This is a genomic window from Lactobacillus sp. PSON (assembly GCF_052615405.1).
Map to the genome: position 1 here is coordinate 170,392 of NZ_JBQXFW010000005.1, position 20,809 is coordinate 191,200.

Consider the following 20,809-nt stretch of genomic DNA (forward strand, 5'->3'; position numbering starts at 1 on the left):
ATGATGACCTTTAAGAATAAAGTAGATTAATAAAATTATCTCAAATCAGCCTTCAACTATTCTTTTAATAGAATTAGAATAATTTAGTCAAATTATTATTCTAACTTATCCATTATTTCTTCAGTAAGATTTTTATCATTTTTGTACTTATTTGTAAACTTTTTAGCTATTTCGGAACTCTTAAAATAGATTCCAGAGGGTACACCACTAACATTAACGAGACATGGTATTCCCTCTAAATTAATCAGCTCATATCCTGTAGCATCAGTTTGTGTACCAGCCAAAGTATACGAAATATGAGTTCCACGTGGCTTTTCCAACATAATATAATCATTTTTATGCTCTTCTTTAAGTTCCTTTAGCGATTGTGAATCACTAGGAGACTTTGCCAAGTAATAAAGTTTTTTGTTGTCAATAGTACTCGTCCCCAAATTAACTTTTCCATCTAATTTTGATGATAGTAGCCCTGCTGCATACCAAGTTCCTTGCATTGCAGATGGAATTTTTACTAATGGAAGATTGTTGTACTTACCAGCTAAATTTGATTTCTTAGTTGATGAACTTTCACTATCCTCATCCTTCTCACTAGAAGAACTTGATGCTTCATCTTCATCATCAATATCATCTTCATCTGATTTTCTTACAATTAATTGCTCAGCTAAATTATCAACTTTTCGTTGTTGATCTGTAGTTGAATAATACTTGTTGATTAAGTCCGAAATAGAGTATTCAACTGTCTTTTCAGGCGCATCAGCTGCATCTTTTGCATTAGTTACATCTTGGAACTTGACAATAACTTTTTGTCCTACTTGTTTAAAGAAAATAGCTGACGGACCATCTGCACCCATCTGCAATTGATGAAAGCCATCTTCACTTTCTTCATAATAATCTGGATTATTAGTTCTTTTATTCATCTGAATTTCTTCAGTAAAATCACGGTCTCCACTATGAGCAAAACCAACCAAAATAGCTAATTGTGTGTTAGTCAAACTCACACCAGATTTGCTATTAATTTTTTTCATTGCAGAAGCAGAATTATTATCCTTCATCACGGTCCTATAAGCTTTAACAGCGTTAACTGTACCAAGATTTTTCTTACCATCAGCCAGTTCCAATGCGGCTTTGGCAGGCTCTTGTTCATTACTAATTGTGAAAGCTACTTTATCATTAATAATATAGATATTGTTTCCTCTTGCTGCCTTCACTGTATAACCATTCAGATTATATGATTTGTGTTTAGTTACTCTTATTCCGGAATTAAGTGCTTCATCATAGACCTCATTCCAAGCATTATCCTTAGGATATTTAAAATGCGCATAAGCAAGAGTCATCCCTGCTAGTTTTTTCTTAGACATGTGATTGATTGCAACTGCGGCTTCTTGATCTTGATGAAAATCATAAATGAAAATTCCGCCGATAGCTACAATTATTATAATTACAAGCCCAATAAATGTCCACATTAGACCTTTTTTATTAAAATGCTTTTTTGTTTTTTGTGGTTGCGAAAAGGAGTTATGCTTGTTAGTTGGTTGTGAAACTGGTTTGGAAGTTACTTTTTCTCCAAAATCATACCCACAATTTGGACAAAATCGGATATCTTTGGGAACTAGCTTCCCACAATTTGGACAGAATTTATTCATTAATCATCACCATAATTATTCTTAATTTTCTGCGAATTTCTTATTTAATTCATCAATTTCTGGGAACTTTGTATTTTTATATTCCTTAGCAAGTTCTGGCGACTTCCATAAGACCTCTCGAATTTCAGGATAATTTTGTACCTGGCCACTTAAAACAACTGGCTGGCCCTTTAAAGTATATGGAGCGTAATATTGATGACCTCCATCAATCTGTAACCATCCCTTTATACTAAAACCTTTAATACCACCACTACTTATAGGATAAGTAGCGCCTATGTTTTCGGTTTCTTTTCCTACTTGTTTACCCTCTTGACTGTCCACATAATCTCTAGTAACTGTATCTCGTGAATATTTAGCAGATTGTAATCGAAGCTCAGTAGTAGTTTTTCCTGAACTTACAGTATGTTTACCAAAAGTTTCCTCTACGCTGGCATTTGAGTCTTTTACTTGTAAACTCATACTATATCCATACCAAGTTCCTTGCATAGCAGTAGGTACAGTAAACATACCTTCATCTCCAGGAATTGAAGATTTCGATTCACTAGCTGTGTTTTCGTTATTATCTTCTTTCGAATCAGAATTCCCACTCTTAATATAGCTAGTCATTTTCTGAATTTGACCTTTATAAGAAGAAAAGGTATCCTCTAGCTTATCCTTATCAGTAGTTACTTCATCTCCATTATCGGCTTTGACTTTAACATCATTAGAATCGACATCAACATCAACACTACCAAACTTATTGGTTAACGTGTATGAAGTGTCTGAATTTTTATCTACTTTTAAATCACTATTAGCAATATCTTCGCCAACATCTTCTACCAAATCTGAAGTTCCACTAATATGACGACTTTCAACATAATTATCATGTGCATAAGCCATGTAACCCATAAGCATCCATTCATCAATTGAATAATTTGAATCATTTTGACTTGCTGATTGATTATCGCTTTGTGCAGCACTTTGAGCAGCATTGTTTGTTTTCTTAGTAGCTGCTTTATTACTTTTATGAGTTAATACAGATGTAGCTTTTGAAGCTTGGCTATTTTTTTGATAAATTACAAAACCAAATCCTCCAGCAATCGCCACAATAATTACTGCCATCGCAATAATGAAAGCTTTATAATTTTTAAACTTCTTTGGCTTTTTAGGCACTTGTTGTACAACTTGTTCTGTTATATTTTGACGTGGACTAACTTTTGATTCAATCTTAGTCCCACATTTGGGACAGAATTTAGCATTTGGCTTCAATGAATTCCCACATTTTGGACAAAAGTTTTTCATTTTCTTCTCCTTTGTATTATAAAAGCTGAGCTTTCACTCAGCTTAACATCATCTAAAATTATTGTAATCCTAACATCTTCATCAAATCTAAATATGGGCTAATATCCACATTTAAAATGCTTTGAAATTGACTAACCATTTGTCCCTTAACAATTTCCCATGCAATAAAGACTATAACTACCATAACAATAATATAAAGAATAACTCCATAAAAATAATCTCTATTAGTTTCTGGACCATCTTTAATGCAAAATGCACATGCAAATATAAATAACCAGTTAATTAATGTTAACAATCCAAAAAAGGCTAATTTATAGTTCATTGGATTCATAAATAATACAAGCGATATAGCAATTACTAAAAAGACTGAAATATTACTTAATTGAACTATTTTATTAATATAGTCAAAAACCGAAACAGTTTTACCATGTACAAATTTATTTATAAAATATGAAGCTGCAATTAAACCAATTACAGAAATAAATACGAATAAGAATAAATCAAATCCAAGACCATGAACTAATTGTGTAATTTTATTTTGAATGTATTGAGATACACCAGAATAATCTGAGGTTGCAACTTGATCAGAAACTTTTTCATAAGTTATCTTTTTAATTGCAGACATCCCAGCAAATGAGAACAAAATCATTTCTACAAGTAAAGTAGCAATCCCATACCACTTTTCACCTTGTTGCTGCGCACTTGGAGTCTTCCAAGAAGTAACGAACCATTTCCAAAGACTTTCTTTATCAAAATTTTTAACTGCAGTTGTAATTTGTGAAGAAACTTTTGAAAAAGTATCGTTAATTTGTTGTGGTTGCTGATTAGATTGAGGTTGTGAACTTTGAGGTTGACTAGCAGCTTGTTCAGATTGAATTGTATTTGAATCAGTCGATTGAGGTTGTTGTGAAGGCTGTACTTGTGATTGAATCTGTTGTGGTTGAGGTTGTGGATTTACTGGAGCTTGAGGAGCAAGTTGCTCTACTGGCTGTGTCCCATCAAGTGGTACATCTTTAATATTAGTTCCACATACCGTACAAAAGTTTACATCGGCTTCCATTTTAGAGCCACAATTTGGACATGTTTTCATTCTTATTCCTCCAATTAATCATCATTGTCTGTCTTTTTTGAACTAATTAGCTTACCATTACCTAAGTAATCAATCTTGTAGTTGTCACCATCTTTTTTAACAGTGGCACCTTTATATTCCATTACTTGAGTATTAGTATAGTCATCATGGTCAAACTTATAAGTAACTTTATAATCTACCTTACTTGTTTCATCTGCTGCTGGAGTAATTGATTCAACTTCAACTTCATAATCTACATTTGAAATATCATCATTATCATCAAATCCCTTTTCCATCTTCGTAATATCCTTGTAAGTAGTATTACTTGAACCATTTACAAAATCATCGGAATCAGGATCATCAAAAGTACCTTGGAACAAACTCTTAGCATCATCATCACTAATCATTCCAGGCCATTCTGGAGTTACAATCACATCATCATCTGAAGTATCAACTTGATCCGATGAACCATTGTAATTATCTGAAACAGCTTCACCAAAATCATGAATAGTAGTCGATGGTAAATCTTTCTTTCCTACTTTAGTAGTTACATAGAAATCCATATTCTTAGTGATTGGATAATTTTCAAAAGTTACCTTACCATCTTGTCCTACTGTGCCAATTTTCTTATCATTAATAAAAATATTAGCCCCTGGAATACTCTTAACCATGAAAGTTTGTGTTTCAATCCCCATGTCGATATCTCCTTTTGAGACATCAACAGTTGAAGAAGCTTGCAAGTTACGACCAGAGATCTTTGACTTAACCAAAAAAGTATACTTACCCGCTAAAAGTCTGTTTTCTTTATTGTAGTAATTATTATCACTATCATTAGAAAACTTACCAGACTTATCTCCATTAATATAAAGCACAGAATCAGCATGATTAGTTGTTACTTTAGGTTGATAAGTTTGCACTTTAAGTTGATATTTTGGAAACAATAAGAAATACTTACCATTTTCAACTAATTCGCCATTAGTAACTGAACTTTCATCAGTTAAATTTGATTGCAATTTATCTGATTTTTCTGTAGCTAACAACTTCTTATAAGGCTCAACAGAATCTGCTGTTACCTTAACATTTGAATCATCTGCAAGTACATACTTGGATAAATCGCCCTTTGAAGATTTGACAGCATTTACGATTCGAGCAATTTGACGGTCTCTACTATAATACTGATTACCAAAAATATATAATCCAATAAAGATTACCGCAAAAGTAGCAATAATTGACCAAATGATTTTGTTTTTCTTACTCATTGGCTTATGTTGCACAGGCTTGCGTTGCACGCTTCTAGTTGGCACTTGCTGGGGTGCAGATTGAGGCGTTTTCGGAGCAGAATTTTGAGTAATTTTTGCTCCACAATTTGGACAAAAAGTAGCGCCATCTTTTAAAGGTGTACCACAATTTGGACAGAACTTTTTCACATTATCCCACTTTCTATATCACTTAATTAAGTTTAGCACCACAGTTAGTACAAAATTTTGAATCAGCAGTTACCTTATTACCACAGTTTGAGCAGAACTTAGTATTTCCTGGTTGGACATTATTAGCCACTGAGTTAGTAACAGGTGCAGTAGTATTTTGACTTCTAATCGCATTAGTAATTGCTTGTGAACTCATTTGAGTTGCATTAATTTGACGATCAGTATTCATTCTTACATTAGTATCATCCTGACGTTGTGCAATACTGTTATTAATTTGATTTGCAAAATCTCTAATTTTAGTACTTTCAAAAAAAGGTACAGCAATAGTTTGCATAATGCCTGATTTTTCAAAAGTTAGACTGGTTTTAATCCCAGATAGGAAACAAAGTACTCCAATTAATAAAATAATTAATCCACCTAAAAATGATGAACTGAACATTCCGAATCCCAAAAACGCAAGAACTATACCTAAGAACATAGCACCTAACTTATATGAATTTGAAACTGCTACATTTGTAATACCAGTTAATGGAACGTTCTGCATATTTTTTCCTGCTGGAATTAATCCCCATAATACAGTATTAGGAAGATCAATATGTACAAAACGATTATCAACCTTTAATACTCCCTTTACCCAAAATGCTAATAAACTTACTGAAAACTTATCGTTTTCATTTGCAGTGATGTTTGATTCAACCATTGTACTTTCTACTCCTTCTATATCACTTTAAATTTAATCAATTAAGCAAAATGTTTAAGATTTGCTTAAATAATCACAGCAAATCACATTGTAGTCCACCTATTTTACAAAATCTACAAATCTGCGAATTCGAAAGTTTTATTTTTTATAAAAAAAGAAATTGGCGTATTTGGACCAATTTCTTTAATAGACTAGTTTTAATTAATCATCATATTCAACCAAGTACGAGTTAGGCATATCATCAGGATATCTTTCATTTAACTTGTTTTCAGGAAGTAATGTAGTATCTGAAACTTTAATATATCCTGAACTAAAATCATAATAGTATTCTCCATTATACTTAATCACTTTAGTATAATCGTCTCCATCAACTTGGGTCGTACCATCAATCCAAGTATCTTTATCTACATTATCAATTTCGCTTAGCTTTATATCAGGAGTTTTCTCTGGATCTAAAGTATTTTTATAAATTGAAGTTCTTTGGTTTACCACAATGTAAAGATTAGTATCATCCTCTTTACCTCGTTTAATTAATTCGTCATTATATTTTTTTAATTGTAAATCATTTCTTAAATCTACTTTACTTGTAGATGATTCATAGTTTGCTGGCTTAAATTCAAAGTCTTTAGCAAGAAAATATCCTGTAAGAGTTGGATCCACGGAATCACAAGATTTTATATAATAATTACCTTTTGAGCCTTTAAATACTCCCTCTGGATCTACCAATCTTGTTCCTTTATATATTTCTCCAATTTCATAATCATTTTCAGGAATTCTATCTATATCACCTTTATATGAATTAAAAGGTATTATCGTATCCGTAGCTTTTTTAGCTACAATATAACCATTACTTTCAATCCAATTCATATATTTCTTATATTCAGCTTCATTTTTATATGATGCTGGATCAATTGCACTTGAAATATTTTTCTTAGTATTCTTCTTCGGCTTACTCATTGCTTTCTTTGGAGTAAAGTTAGCAGCTACAACGTATTCGTTCTTACCAATTTGAACGTACTTCTTACCCTTAATAGTCTTGAAACCAAGAATCTTAATCTTCTTACCCTTTTTTAAGCTATGCTTTTTAACATGCTTACCTTTTGAGCTATAAACATAAGCATTACGGACAAGCTTTTTAGTCTTTCCTTTTACTAAACTAGTCTTCGCAGCATCAACAGTGTTACCACCTTCAACTGCAATTGTTGCCAAACTTGTTGAAATTAAAACAACTCCTGCTAAGCTAATTAATACTTTTTTATTCATTTATATATATCCTTACTATATTAAAACATTAACGGAAATTATATTTCATTTTTTTAGCATTATTACTACTAATAGTAGTAAATGTCACATCATCTGCCTTAACATAAAATTGTTGAGGTAATGATTGCACAATTCCATCTTTATCTTTCTTAAGTTTAGTTCCTTCAAAGTTATAGTAATAAGTTCCCTTATATGGGAAAGCATCTACTAATCCTACTACATATGGATCATTAGCTTCTGGTTGAATAGCAATTACTCTATTTGGGGTAACAGACATTTTTTTAGTTCCCTTCATAAATGGATTCATTTGTGAAAATGATTCATATTGTGAATCATCTTTTGGGAAGTATAAAGTTGTCTTTTTCTTAAATTTAATAGCTAAATGTTTATTAATATTTGCCTTAGGATTTACATCATAATTAACTGGAAAAGATTTTTTCTTAAATAAATTATGATATTTATTATATTTTGAATCTCTTACTAAAGGTTTTATATCCTTTATATTAATTCTTGCACTTTTAGTATAAATATCTTCATCAATTTGTCTCTTATAACTAAAAGTTAAATAATATTGACCTTTTATTTTTTCTACAAATGCTTCATCATCAATATTGTACAATATTCCTTTTTTAAAGGTTCTATTGTTTTCATTATTCTTGCCAAAGTAAATCTTCAAATCCTTAAGCGGAGTAATATACTTTACATGACTATATAATTTATCATATTCATGCAAAGTCTTAGGATGGATATTTAATCCCTTTTTCTTTTTACCTTTTGTTGCAGTAGTTTTCGCAGCGTTAACAGTGTTGCCACCTTCAACTGCAATTGTTGCCAAACCTGTTGAAATCAACGCAGCTCCTGCTAAGCTAATTAATACTTTTTTATTCATCTATCTATATCCTCACTTTTTATCTTTTCATATTCTTCTCAACAAATTTAAAATCAGCAGCTGGGAAATAATAATATCCTAAGCCTATATCAGGAAAACCTTGGAGATAATATGTACCGTCAGAGCTTTTAAGTACACGAGCTAACTCCAAATCAACCTCGCCGAAATCACTCACTTCTTCTCCAGCAACCAATGAATTTACACTCTCATCTTTTTCTATTGGATGAGCAAAATCAGCAGACATATCCCAAAGTTCTTTAGGATCTTTACCAAAACCATCTTCATTTTCATTTCCTGGATCTTGGATTGCTCTAGCAGTAGTGCCTTTAATAGCAACAATATCGCCCTTACCATCATTATATTTTTTTACCCACTCCATATACTTCTTGTATTCAGGTTCATTTGCATATGATGGGGCTTTTTCTTGATATGAATCATCTTCATTTTTAGTTGATTGAGCTACCTTTTTTGAAGTATTTTTCTTAGTGTTCTTCTTTGGCTTACTCTTTGCTTTCTTTGGAGTAAAATTAGCAGCTACAACGTATTCGTTCTTACCAATTTGAATATACTTCTTACCCTTGATTGTCTTGAAACCAAGAATCTTAATCTTCTTACCTTTTTTCAAACTACGCTTCTTAACACGCTTACCTTTTGAGTTGTAAACATAAGCATTGCGTGCAAGCTTCTTAGTCTTTCCCTTTACTAAGCTAGTTTTCGCAGCATCAACAGTGTTGCCACCTTCAACTGCAATTGTTGCCAAACCTGTTGAAATCAACGCAGCTCCTGCTAAGCTAATTAACACCTTTTTATTCATGTTTGTTTCCTCACTTTTCCAAAAATAATTTACTTAACGATAATATTCCTAATAAAATACTAAATCCACAAATTTTCGTATTCGAAATTATTTCTTTGACAAAATAAAAAATACTCAACTCTAATCCCTTAAAGTTGAGTATTAATCTTATTTTCTAAATGTATCTTTCATGAAAATATTTTCAAAAATTAATGTACGTCCTTTAACAGAAAGCGCACCATTAGAAGTTGAGCTATATGAGCGAAGCCAAGTTTCTTTTCTAAATTCAAATCCTCTAGAATTAATGTTATCAGGTGCAAGCCATTTATGCTTTGAGGCATATTTTTCAGCAGCATTTATCTTCTTAATTGAAAACTTTGCAACGTTCTTAGGAGTTTTATACAAAGTATATTTACCACTTAATCCACGCTTACCACGCTTTTTAGTAAATATAATTGTATGTGTACCAATTTTTATTTTGCTGTATGGGTGCAATACATCTGACTTTACACCAGTATTTGGCATAGTTTTAGTATTTTTTAAATGCCAAGTTCCACGCATTGCTTTAGGTGTAGTATAAAGTCTTGCACCATATTTTGCTGCAGAAACTTTATTGGTATTAATTGATAATCCAAAAAAGATTGAAACAATTGTTAATAAAATTAAGTTAAACCGTTTTTTGTTCATTTTAAAATCTCATATAAATCAAAATTTCAAATACTTACTTGGAATCCATTGGTTCTTGCCATAAATCTTATAGCAAGTTCCATGTCCTTTAATGATCTTCTTTTGATTCAACTTGTAAGTCTTGTGACCATAAACATAGTGCTTACTGAACTTACCAGTTGAAGTGTAAGTACGTACTTTATGACCCTTGCGTGCAGTTACATAGCCACGTGCGTTTACTTTAGTAGTTGATGAGGGTATCTTTTTATTAGAAACCTTAATTGGAACAAATAATCCAATATCATTGGAGTTAATATAATTCCAATCTGCTTGAGGTGCTTCATTGGTATGATAATTATTAGTACCAATCGGCATAATTACTTTGCCATCATCATTACTAAACGAAACATTACATGATAATAATGCAACATAATTTTTACCAAATTTTAATTTATCACTTTGATGTAAAACATTTCCAAAGTCTGGCATACCATTATCCATAGCTGGAAATACATAAATCTTAACTAATTTATTAACTCTTCCAATGTTAGAAGTTACATCAGTAACTCTTTGATCAGCAAAACTTTTAACAGTTTGATTATTATAACCAACAATATAAGGCGTCTTTTTAGTTAATTTAATAAAAGAATAGTCTGAATCGGAATATTCCTTACGTGCATCTTGATAAAATGTATTATTAATTTGATCCATAGATGCTACTGAATCCGCCTTAACAATCATTGGACTTGAAACGAAACTTGTTGTAGCAATCGGTGCTACTGCTAAAAGTGCTGCTGCAGCTACTGCAAAATATCTCTTTTTATTCAAAACTTTTTTCTCCAAATAATTATTTCTTCAAAGCCAACTTGTTTGCCAATACCCATTGATTCTTAGCAGTTAATTTGTAATAAGTCTTACCCTTAATAGTTTTCTTTTGGTTAAACTTGTAAGTCTTCTTACCATAAACATGCTTCTTAGTTAATTTACCAGTTGAAGTATAAGTAGAAACTTTTGCATTCTTCTTGCCTTTAACAGTAGCTGTAACCTTAACTTTAATAGCCTTTGAACCAGTTACAAAGTTAGCAACTTTCACATATTGATTCTTAGCAATCTTGTAGAACTTCTTGCCTTTAATAGTTACTTGTTTGCCAAAAGTATCAACTGTAGCACCTTTCTTAAGTAAGATGTGCTTCTTATTCTTCTTAGCAAGCTTACCCTTATTAGTGTAAACATAAGCATTATGTGATAAAACTCGCTTAGTTGATGAGGTCTTAATAGAAGTTGGGGTCTTTGAATTTAAAACTTCTGCTGCAGGTTCATTATCTGACTTGCTTGAAGTAACTTCATTCTTTTTATCAATTGATGGATTAGAAATTGGAGTTGAACTAGAAATTTCAGAATTACTATCTACAGTAGAATGAGAAGTTGCAGGGGTTGTTGTGGAAGTGCTGGTTGATGAAGTGTCTTTTGAACTGTCACTCTTTGAAGATGAGCTTGCATCAGTAGCAGGAGTTGAAGGGGAAGTGTTAGTTGTGCTATCTGACTTGTGATCATCTTTTGAAGTTGATGAGTTAGTGCTATTATCTTTATATTGATCTTCGTTAATTACTTTACTGCCATTTTTACCAACTATAAAAGTTACAGGATCACTACTTATGCCATAGTTTTCATAATTTTTAAAATCTTTAACGTTTCCTAATTCGTCATGAGCAACCATGTAACCATCACTATCAGTTTGTTGGGTATGTGTTTTTCCTCTATAATTATCAGTCCAAGTGTACCAAGTATTTGGTTTTAATTGTGAAATATTTCCACCTTCAATAGTGTAAGTATGACCCTCACGGAAAATATAATCATCAATATCTTTTTTATCTTTTGGACTGATTGAATCTCCACCATCAATACAATTTTGACGACCATTAGTTCCCTTAGTTAACAATTGACCATCAGCATAAAGATGAGCGCTATTTTCAACTACATCTACATTATTTTCATGGTTAATATCCATAAGATCACCAGCTTTAATGTTTGAAACATCATAGCGCAAGGTTAACTTTATTGGATTATCCTTACTATCACCTGGTTGACCCTTCTTAGCAACTTGAGTAGTACTGTCGGCATTAACTACTGCACTATTATTTACAACAACTGGTGCAACTGCTAAAAGTGCAGCAACAATAGCTCCACTATATTTCAAAGATTTTTTCATAAATCTATATCCTCACTTTTCCAAAAAATCAATTTACGTAGATGATAATATTCCAAATAAAATGCTAAATCCACAAATCTTCGTATTCGAAATTAATTTTTTGTATAAAAAATAGGACGCCCTTTAGCATCCCTTTTCTTGATTATCAATATCTCTAATAATTGAATAATATCCGGTCTCTTTTAAATCTTGTACTATTCTAGCTTTTCTTGTTTTATCATGATTAACTAACGCTTCAAAATAATTAGTAAGTAATTTCTCTATTCCAATTGCAGGCTCAATAGGCAATGAATGTACCGCTTCAATTGCAGTTTGATAATATTCTTTTGGCGCATTATAGTAGTAGCAACACATTAAAAAATTAACTCCTAAATATCCCAATGCTTGTAAAGTAAATGTATCGTTGGAAGGATGATTTTTAAACGACTGAAAAGCTTTTTTAAAGAATATATATGAACTATCAATATCAAGCAAAATTACTACCTGACTTAAATATGTATAAGATACTTTATTCCATCTATTTTTACCTAATACAGTCTTTACTTTCCGCTTTAACTGGGCTGATACTCTACTATTAGAGTGTAATACCCAAGCATAAGCTATCTCTAACTTTCTCTTTACAGTGGAATAGTCGGGCTGATTACCCCCCCATTTTTAATTTTTTCTGAAATTCTATCCAGTTCTTTAATATCTTTTTTATTTTGAGCAAAAATAATCCTACTAAGTAATTCAAAACTTGGCTTACTTTCTCTTTTTTGATGAGCAAGTTTAGCAAAGAAATCTACTATATCAAAATTATGTAAAGATAAAATATCTATCAATAAATCTGCATCAATTTTATGAATTCCATTTTCTACTTTAGAATAAAATGATTCTGAAACTAAACCACCTGTCATTTCTTTTTGAGTTAATCCATTTTCTAGTCTTAAAGATTTCAGAGCCTCACCAATTGTCATAAAATCTCCCCTCAAAATACTAATTCATTTCTCCAAAAGACATTATAACAAAATTTTAAAGTCCAAATAAAAAAGCCTCTTTTGAGACTTTTTTATTATTTTATTTTTCTACTTAGAAGTATAATCCAATATACTACTAATCCAATCCAACCAAGAATTGTAATAACAAGTAAAATCCAGAACCAAGTTGCAACCTTAAAGCTTAAAGTAGCACTATTTTGTCCTTTTCGAGCTAATATTTGTGGTTGACCATTTTTAATTAGTTTTGGAGAAACTTTTTTACCATTCAATACTAATTGAGATTGTTTATACATTATTAACGGTAATATCATCTTTTTAGCTTTTTTGCTCTTCCACGTAATAGTTAACTTACTACCTTTAACACTATGTTTAAACTTTTTACGTGCTTTAATAACATAATTTCCATAAAAGTCATTAGATACTGGTTTTGGCAAATAATCTGGTTCTGCATGACTTAGGTTTCTAAACAATTCACCATTATTAGTCTTGCGAGTAAGACGTCTAAATTTTTTGCGGTTTTTAGAAATAGTATAATAACTATCCATGCTAACCACACGCTTGGAATTAGCATATGTATTTGCATAGCTATAATTCATAGCAACACTACTACCTAAACCTTCAAAAATTACAATTAAAATTGCAAAAAGGATAAAGTTTCTCTTTACTTCACGATAATTTTTTTGCTCCCAAACTTGAGTTGCACTAATTCCAAATGCCATCAGCATTAATGGAATTGCACCAACAACTAATCTATATGGAAATTGAAGACTTGATCCTAAATTTGCATATTTAGCCTGAATTGCATCCCATGGCATTAATTTTGAAGATACTATAAAAATCATTAAGCTCCAAATAGTTGCCAATGTACTAAGATGAGACTTTTTAAAATAGCGCAAAACATATATGAATTGGAATACCATCATTAAGAAAAATCCAAAACCAATATGTCCATGTTGATAAAAGCGGCCCATTAAACTGGTGTGAATCGCATGAATTCTTAATGAATAGATATTTGGTGTTGCAATTTTATTTGAAGCATAAACATATATAAATGCACCCCAAATATTTGCTGTTAAAACAACTGCAACTCCTATAGCCTTTATAATATCAATAACTATCTGCTTTTTATTATCACTTTCAACAAAACTGTATATTGCAAATGGAATCAAAGTTACAGCTAAGATTACAGTCGACAACAAATGTACTTGAGCAACTACAGCCATAACAATTCCTAAAGTTAGCCAATGAATTGGACGCTCTTTATCCTGCATCATATTGACAGCTTGAATCAAAACATATGGCGCAAGCGCTGCTCCCCATGCCATAAAATTATTAGCACGCATCATTCCAATAATGATTCCAAACTGCAAATATAAAATTGCTAATAATAAAGAAATAGTTCTATTAACTTTTCCTTTTAAGCCTAATTGATACATTCCAATTCCGCCAACTAAACATACAGCTACATTAGTTAATAGCGAATAATTATACCAATTACGACAAAGTATTAAAGCAATACCATTTAAGTAAGCAAATAATGGACCATATAAAGCATTAAAAATTCTTCCACACTCATTAAAGCCATAATTCATCTGAAAATACGAAAAATTACCAGTTTTAATTTGCATACTAGCATCATAAAATCTTGAAAAATGCAAAAAACGATCACTCGTAATAAAAGTCGCATGTGCTCTAATTTGGTAACGCAACATAACATAGGTTGTAAGCAAAATAACAAGATAAGGTAATACACTTAAACCAACTTTATCCCACTTTACTTTTTTTATTTTCAAACTTTTCCCTCCACTTTTTGTAATACTAAATAATTTTATGCTTTTATAAATTAATAATCTACAAACTTTCTAATTCGAAAATTTTATTTTTATAAATAAAAGAAGCCACTTTCGTGACTTCTTTTTATATTTCATTTTTTACTAAACAATTCTTTATGAGAACCTAAACGAATAAATCTGAAAACTTTCTTTTTATTAAATTCAGTATAAATAACTACTAAATCAAGCCTCCCATCAAAAAGATGAAAATCCATATTCCCATAATAAGGCAATGTAGGATCATTTAAAGAATGCGGATTATAATCATCTGGAATATAGCCAAATTCTAAAATAAAATTTACAATAGCTCTCATTTCCTCTTGAAGTTCAGGAATTTGTTTTTTCCATCTTTTAACATCAGCTTTAAATTCTCGATCATAATGAATTTTCCATTCTTTACTTGTCACCGAATAAGTCCTCCATTATATCCTGAGCATTATCAAACTCTCTAGCAGTATTTGGAATTACACCTTCTTCTTCAGCATATGCTCTAATAATTGCCTTACGAGTCTTCTCATTAAGAGTTATATTTTCAATATCAGGCTCTGATTTTATTTCAAATGGAACTTTCCCTTGAATTAAAAATTGCTTAGCAGCCAAAGTAAAATAACCATTCAAGGTTAAACCAACCTCATCTAATTTTTTATTTAATTCTTTACGAAGGTCAGAGTCTAATCTAATTGTAGAAGCTGTTGTAGTCATAATATTCATCCTTTCTGGTATCTATTTGATACTTAAATGATACCATGTTTTACATTATTAATACAAAAAGAAGCCACTTTCGTGACTTCTTTTGAGGGTAGAAATTGTTTTTTGAATTATACTTTGTTATCTATTTTTTCAAAGAGGAAAAAGATTATTTCTTCAAGTTAAGCTTACTTGCAGGAATCCAATCATTCTTACCAGCAATCTTGTAATAAGTCTTACCATTAATTGTAAGCTTTTCATTAAATTTGTAACTCTTCTTGCCAAGTACGTAATGCTTGTTAAGTTTACCACTGCGTGCATAAGTCTTAACCTTACTGTCCTTCTTAGCTTTGATGGTTGCAGTTAAGTGAACAGCATCAGTTGTTAATTTAGCATTCGATACCTTAACAAATTGATTCTTACCAACTTGGTAATACTTCTTACCTTTGATAGTAACAGTCTTCAAAGCCTTAACTGTTTTACCACGCTTAATGTAGTTAATCTTAAAACCTTTTCTTACAATTTTACCGTTTTTGTCATAAACAAATGCAGTATGAGTAAGCTTAATTGATTTAACAGCTGATTTCTTAATGGTCTTATTAACTTTCACATTGCCAGCCTTGATAAATTTATTCTTACCAATTTGGTAATATTTTTTACCCTTAATAGTAACAAGCTTGCCATTAATCTTGGCACCCTTCTTGTAGGTTACAAACTTGCCATTCTTCTTAATAGCTTTACCATTCTTATCGTAGACACGAGCTTTTTGACTTAAAATCTGCTTAGCTGTTGATTTAGTTTCATTCTTAGTTGACTTCTTGGTAGTTGAAGGAGTCTTGATATTGCTCTTTGAAGCTTCCTTATCTTGAATAGTTTTCAACTCATTTTGTGCTTGGGTAAGCTTGTCTTGAGCAGTCTTAAGTTCATTTTGTGCTTGATCATAACTAGCTTGGGCAGTTGCAACAGCATTATCTGCAGAATCCTTAGCAGCTTGTAAGTCCTTAAGCTTAGCTTCATCCTTAGTTAAAGTATCTTGAGCAGTCTTGAGGTTTTCTTTAGCAGTTGTTAATTCCTTGTTAGCCTTATCTAAGTTTGCTGGAGCATTTTCAAGATCTGATACATGTTGCTCTAAAGTCTTGAGTTCAGCTTGAGCATTCTTAACTGCTTCTTGCTTGGCAGCAATGTCCTTGTTTAAGTCAGACTGGGCGCTTTGCGCATTTTCAAGCTTACTTTGAGCTTGGTTAACAGCTTCTTGAGCGGTCTTAACTGCTTCTTCTGCCTTAGCTTGGTTAGCTGTAGCTGTTTGCAAATTCTTTGCCTTTTCTTCATTTGAAGCAGTTAATGCAGCAAGACGAGCTTGAGCATCTGATAAGTTCTTTTGCTGAGTAATTAAATCTGTCTTTTGACTATTAATTGTATTTTGAGTATTTGTAATTGCTTCGTTAGTTTTAGTAATTGCAGTATTGAAATTATTAACTGACTCAGTAAGTGATGAAACATTATTATTTGCTTTATCTAAGTTGTTCTTAGCTTCATCAGCAACCTTTTGCTTAGCATTAACATCATTTTGATTAGCTACAACAAATGAGGCTGCATTTGGATTGTAATTATTTACTAAGTCTTTATATTGGTCGATGGTAAAACTTGGATACTGTGATACAAATGAATGGAAAGTATAAGTTATTGAACCATCTGAATTTTTAACTACATCAGTTTTACCAATTTGAGTGTATACTTTTTTATCAGACTTGTTATGTTGATTAAAGTAATCCTTATCACTTATTTCTTTATATGTGCCTTCCTCGTCTGTAAGTTCATTGTTAAGCAAATCCGTACTAGAAGCACCATCATAGCCTGAACCCGTTTCTCCAGTATATTTAGCCATACCTATAGAATTCTGCACTGGATTTAACATACTTAATAAGTGCCCAATTTGTTTATCGGCAGCTCCACTTTCTATTAGTCCACCCTTTTGTGGATCTAACCAAAAATCACTATACTGCTTATAAGTTTCATAATTCATGCCATTCTTTGGAAAACGATATTTAGCATATTCTGGATGTTGAGCAATAACATTTTCAATATTATTTAATTCACTCATATATCCCTTAACTTGGCTATATTGTGGATAATTTGTACCATATCCGATATCTTCTTCTGTATAGAAAAATGGACCATATTTAGTTGTTAAATTTATAGGGTGATCTGCGACTTCAGATTTACCTTCAAAGTCCGAACTCATCATAGCAATTGCTACTGCTGTCAATGAAACTTTTGGCAAATTCAAATTATATTCACGTCTTATAGCAATAAGCTCATTAAAGTCATTTAAAGCAGCTTTCATATTTTCTAATGAAGTAGCATCATTTTCTTTACCTAATTGTTCCTTAGTGTTATACCATGATAACTTAGTATTTTGAAATTTACCTTCATTCATAACAACGCTGTACGCCATTTGTGCATCTTTACGTTGTCCATCAGTCAAGCTTTTATCTTCGGCTAAGCTCTTAAAGAATCCAGCAGCACTATTAGCAATTTGTTGATCTTGAGCTAATTTGTTCTTAGCCGCTTGCAGCTCAGAACTTGCTTTATCAAATTCTGACTTAGCAGAAGCTTGTGCAGTTTTAGCAGTATTCAAATCGGTTTGTGTTTTTTTCAATCCCTCTTGATTGTGCTTAAGAACATCTTGATTATGCTTCAATGTTTCCTCATTTGCTGGAATTGATTTATTGAGATTATCAATATTACTTTTGTATGTATCAACTGCTTGCTTTGCCTCATTAATGCCTGTACCATTTAAAGCATCTTGAGCATTCTTGACAGCTTTATCAGCATCTGACTTAGCAGTCTTTTTATCATTTAAAACATTTTGCTTATCAGTTAAATTACTCTTAGCATCATTTACTGCTTTTTCAGCTGCAGGGGTTTTACTTTGAGCAGTCTTTACAGCATCTTGCTTCTTAGCGATATCATCATTCTTATCACTAACTGCCTTCTTAGCATTATCAATGGCATTTGGCTTTTTAGCTTCATTAACTAAGTCTTGGCGCTTTTCTTGTTCTTTTGTTGCATTATCAACCGCATCGCTCTTAGTTTTAACATCTACTCGGTCTTTTGAAACAACACCATCTTGAGTTGAATATGCATTGTCAGGACCAGCTGCATTACTATTAGCAGAATCAAGTGAACTTTTGGCATCATTAACCTTAACTTGAGCATCATTTACTGCTTTTTGAGCGCTATCAACATTAGCCTTAGCATTATCAACTGCAGAGTTAGCCTTAGCAATAGTTCCTGATACTTGAGAATCTGCTTTAACTTCATCATTCAAATTTGCACTAGCCAATACAACTGTTGCAAGAGCTGCAGTAGCTAAACTTGTAATTTTAACCTTTTTATTCATGTCTGTATTACTTCCTCTAGTTTTTATTAACTTTTCCAAAATACAAAATACAAGAATAACAATATGCCTTTAATTTCTAAAAATCCACAAATCTTCGTATTCGAAAATTTTATTTTCAATAAAAAATAAGGCTACTTTAAACAGCCTTATTCTTAAATTATTATTTCTTATATCCTACATAATACCAGTTAGGCAACTTATTACCCATTGACTTACTTGGAGATGTTGAATACCCTGTTAACTTACTATTAACTGCAGTAACTTGATAAGTATTATACATTGGCACAACATAAGCTTCATCATTCATGTACTTTTGCCATTCATGGAATTTATCTACACGGTAAGAATGATTGAATGCTTTTTGAGAATCAATTTCTTTAATTAGTTGATTATTCTTCTTAGTTACAAAACGACCATAGTTCATTGGAGTCTTTTCACCATACACCATAGCTGGAGAAGGTTCAGTTGCTAAATTCCAAGCATTTATAAACATATCAATGTTTGAGTCATCGTGTTGAAGTTTATCTAAGAAGACATTTTGATCAAGTAAGCGATTATCAGTTAACTTAACATTCAAACCCATCTTCTTCCAATCTTGAATAAAAGTTTGAATTACTGGATTCTTGGCAGCATCTCCGCTTCCCATTGCAGCCAAGCGAATAGTTAATTTCTTGCCATTTGGCTGAATACGATAAGTACCCTTCTTTTTATATCCAGCTTTATCAAGAAGCTGATTGGCTTTTTTAATATTAAAAGTATATCCCTTGATATTTTTATCAGAGTAATCACCAAATTGAGTTGGAATTAAAGTTGGAATTCTAAATGCAGCTCCATTACTCATCTTGCCATAAGTTCCTTCAATGTTCATTCCGTAAGCAATGGCTTGACGAAGAGACTTATTATTCATCTTAGAATTCTTATCCATCACGTTCTTGTTGTTTTCCCACTTACCAACTTTAAAGCCAAGATAAGTATATTGTGGAACTATTCCTTTAACAAAGTTGAAGCCCTTCGTCTTCTTTATATCATTCCACTTAGAACCTTGAACTTGAATTACGTCAAATTTATGTGCTTTAAGAGCTTGAGTTGCTGAAGTTGAAGAAATTACTGAAGTTACAATCTTAGACAATTTTGGTGTTCCACGCCAGTAATACTTATTAGGTACCCAAGTCACACTTTCTCCGCGAACAATATCTTTTACTTGATATGGACCATAAAATAGTGGCTTTTTGCGGATTTTATCACTTGAAATAAGTTTATTAAATGGAACATCTTTCAAATAATGGTACGGAAGAGCAACTTCATGAATATAACCATTACCAGATTGCTTCATTCCTGGCTTCATTTCTTTAAAATGAATCACAATCTTGCGTCCATCAGCGCCATTTGGCATCTTAATTCCAGATATTTTCTTACTTTTGCCACTATGGTAATCTTCCATACCAATAATATTAGTTAAACTACCATTATACTTAGGATTTTGTGCTTCAGGATTGGCTAAAACTTCATAAGCATACACATAGTCACGTGCTGTCACTTGCTTGCCATCTGACCACTTAACACCTTTTTTAATATTAATAGTTGCAGTCTTAGCTTTTTGATCAAGCTTTAATGTTGCAGGACCATTATTGTTAAATACATAATGGTCATTCATACCAAAAAGGTCTTCAATACCGTATTGTGATACAGCAGTATCTACAGTTGTAGTTTGCAATTCTGTAATAAAAATTCCAGTAAATGGACTATCCGAAATAAGAGCTGTTTTTACTACACCACCATTTTTAACAGCTGCAGTTGGAACAGAAGTTTTAAGTGCAGAAATCTCAGTTGGTTTTATGGTTTTAGTTTCAGTACTCTTATTGCTTTTACCACATGCAGCAAGTGTCATTGCTACTACTGAAAGCATAGTTGTACCCATAAATAACTTTGTTTTATTCATTTTCTCATCCCTACCATAAGTATTTTGTATTTTG

General features: G+C 31.8%; 18 protein-coding genes. All 18 read right to left on the reverse strand.

What is annotated here, in order from left to right; all coding sequences use genetic code 11:
- Positions 1-95: 95 nt before the first annotated feature.
- The gene (locus ACTHPI_RS04765; protein WP_445353036.1) at positions 96-1,640 is read right to left on the reverse strand and encodes an Lreu_0056 family protein; all 1,545 of its coding nucleotides are present in this window, start codon (positions 1,638-1,640) and stop codon (positions 96-98) included.
- A 21-nt stretch (positions 1,641-1,661) separates the two neighbouring features.
- Positions 1,662-2,921 (reverse strand): zinc-ribbon domain-containing protein, encoded by a 1,260-nt coding sequence (locus tag ACTHPI_RS04770; RefSeq protein WP_445353037.1) that lies wholly within the window; start codon positions 2,919-2,921, stop codon positions 1,662-1,664.
- 58 nt (positions 2,922-2,979) lie between these two features.
- The gene (locus ACTHPI_RS04775) at positions 2,980-4,011 is read right to left on the reverse strand and encodes a DUF6574 domain-containing protein (RefSeq protein ID WP_445353038.1); all 1,032 of its coding nucleotides are present in this window, start codon (positions 4,009-4,011) and stop codon (positions 2,980-2,982) included.
- 14 nt (positions 4,012-4,025) lie between these two features.
- Positions 4,026-5,417, reverse strand: coding sequence for a zinc ribbon domain-containing protein (locus ACTHPI_RS04780; protein WP_445353039.1), 1,392 nt, complete (start codon positions 5,415-5,417; stop codon positions 4,026-4,028).
- Between the two features lie 22 nt (positions 5,418-5,439).
- Entirely contained in the window at positions 5,440-6,117 is a 678-nt protein-coding gene (locus ACTHPI_RS04785) for a zinc ribbon domain-containing protein (RefSeq protein WP_445353040.1), read from the reverse strand.
- Between the two features lie 201 nt (positions 6,118-6,318).
- Complete coding sequence (locus ACTHPI_RS04790) at positions 6,319-7,380, reverse strand: SLAP domain-containing protein (protein WP_445353041.1); 1,062 nt, start codon at positions 7,378-7,380, stop codon at positions 6,319-6,321.
- Positions 7,381-7,408: 28 nt separating this feature from the next.
- Complete coding sequence (locus ACTHPI_RS04795; protein WP_445353042.1) at positions 7,409-8,269, reverse strand: hypothetical protein; 861 nt, start codon at positions 8,267-8,269, stop codon at positions 7,409-7,411.
- A gap of 19 nt (positions 8,270-8,288) precedes the next feature.
- Entirely contained in the window at positions 8,289-9,083 is a 795-nt protein-coding gene (locus tag ACTHPI_RS04800) for an SLAP domain-containing protein (RefSeq protein ID WP_445353043.1), read from the reverse strand.
- Positions 9,084-9,230: 147 nt separating this feature from the next.
- Positions 9,231-9,749 (reverse strand): hypothetical protein, encoded by a 519-nt coding sequence (locus tag ACTHPI_RS04805; protein WP_445353044.1) that lies wholly within the window; start codon positions 9,747-9,749, stop codon positions 9,231-9,233.
- An 18-nt stretch (positions 9,750-9,767) separates the two neighbouring features.
- Positions 9,768-10,556, reverse strand: a complete 789-nt coding sequence (locus tag ACTHPI_RS04810; RefSeq protein ID WP_445353045.1) for a hypothetical protein — start codon at positions 10,554-10,556, stop codon at positions 9,768-9,770.
- A gap of 19 nt (positions 10,557-10,575) precedes the next feature.
- Positions 10,576-11,937, reverse strand: a complete 1,362-nt coding sequence (locus ACTHPI_RS04815; RefSeq protein ID WP_445353046.1) for an SLAP domain-containing protein — start codon at positions 11,935-11,937, stop codon at positions 10,576-10,578.
- A gap of 123 nt (positions 11,938-12,060) precedes the next feature.
- A complete protein-coding gene (locus ACTHPI_RS04820) occupies positions 12,061-12,411 on the reverse strand; it encodes a hypothetical protein (protein WP_445353047.1) in 351 nt (116 codons plus the stop codon).
- 143 nt (positions 12,412-12,554) lie between these two features.
- The gene (locus tag ACTHPI_RS04825) at positions 12,555-12,893 is read right to left on the reverse strand and encodes a helix-turn-helix domain-containing protein (RefSeq protein WP_445353048.1); all 339 of its coding nucleotides are present in this window, start codon (positions 12,891-12,893) and stop codon (positions 12,555-12,557) included.
- Positions 12,894-12,988: 95 nt separating this feature from the next.
- Complete coding sequence (locus ACTHPI_RS04830; RefSeq protein ID WP_445353049.1) at positions 12,989-14,707, reverse strand: cell division protein; 1,719 nt, start codon at positions 14,705-14,707, stop codon at positions 12,989-12,991.
- A 131-nt stretch (positions 14,708-14,838) separates the two neighbouring features.
- Complete coding sequence (locus tag ACTHPI_RS04835) at positions 14,839-15,153, reverse strand: type II toxin-antitoxin system mRNA interferase toxin, RelE/StbE family (RefSeq protein ID WP_445353050.1); 315 nt, start codon at positions 15,151-15,153, stop codon at positions 14,839-14,841.
- Complete coding sequence (locus tag ACTHPI_RS04840) at positions 15,143-15,448, reverse strand: type II toxin-antitoxin system RelB/DinJ family antitoxin (protein ID WP_445353051.1); 306 nt, start codon at positions 15,446-15,448, stop codon at positions 15,143-15,145. The genes ACTHPI_RS04835 and ACTHPI_RS04840 overlap by 11 nt, the downstream gene beginning before the upstream one ends.
- A gap of 154 nt (positions 15,449-15,602) precedes the next feature.
- Entirely contained in the window at positions 15,603-18,836 is a 3,234-nt protein-coding gene (locus tag ACTHPI_RS04845) for an SLAP domain-containing protein (protein ID WP_445353052.1), read from the reverse strand.
- Positions 18,837-18,996: 160 nt separating this feature from the next.
- Complete coding sequence (locus tag ACTHPI_RS04850; protein ID WP_445353053.1) at positions 18,997-20,775, reverse strand: oligopeptide ABC transporter substrate-binding protein; 1,779 nt, start codon at positions 20,773-20,775, stop codon at positions 18,997-18,999.
- Positions 20,776-20,809 lie beyond the last annotated feature (34 nt).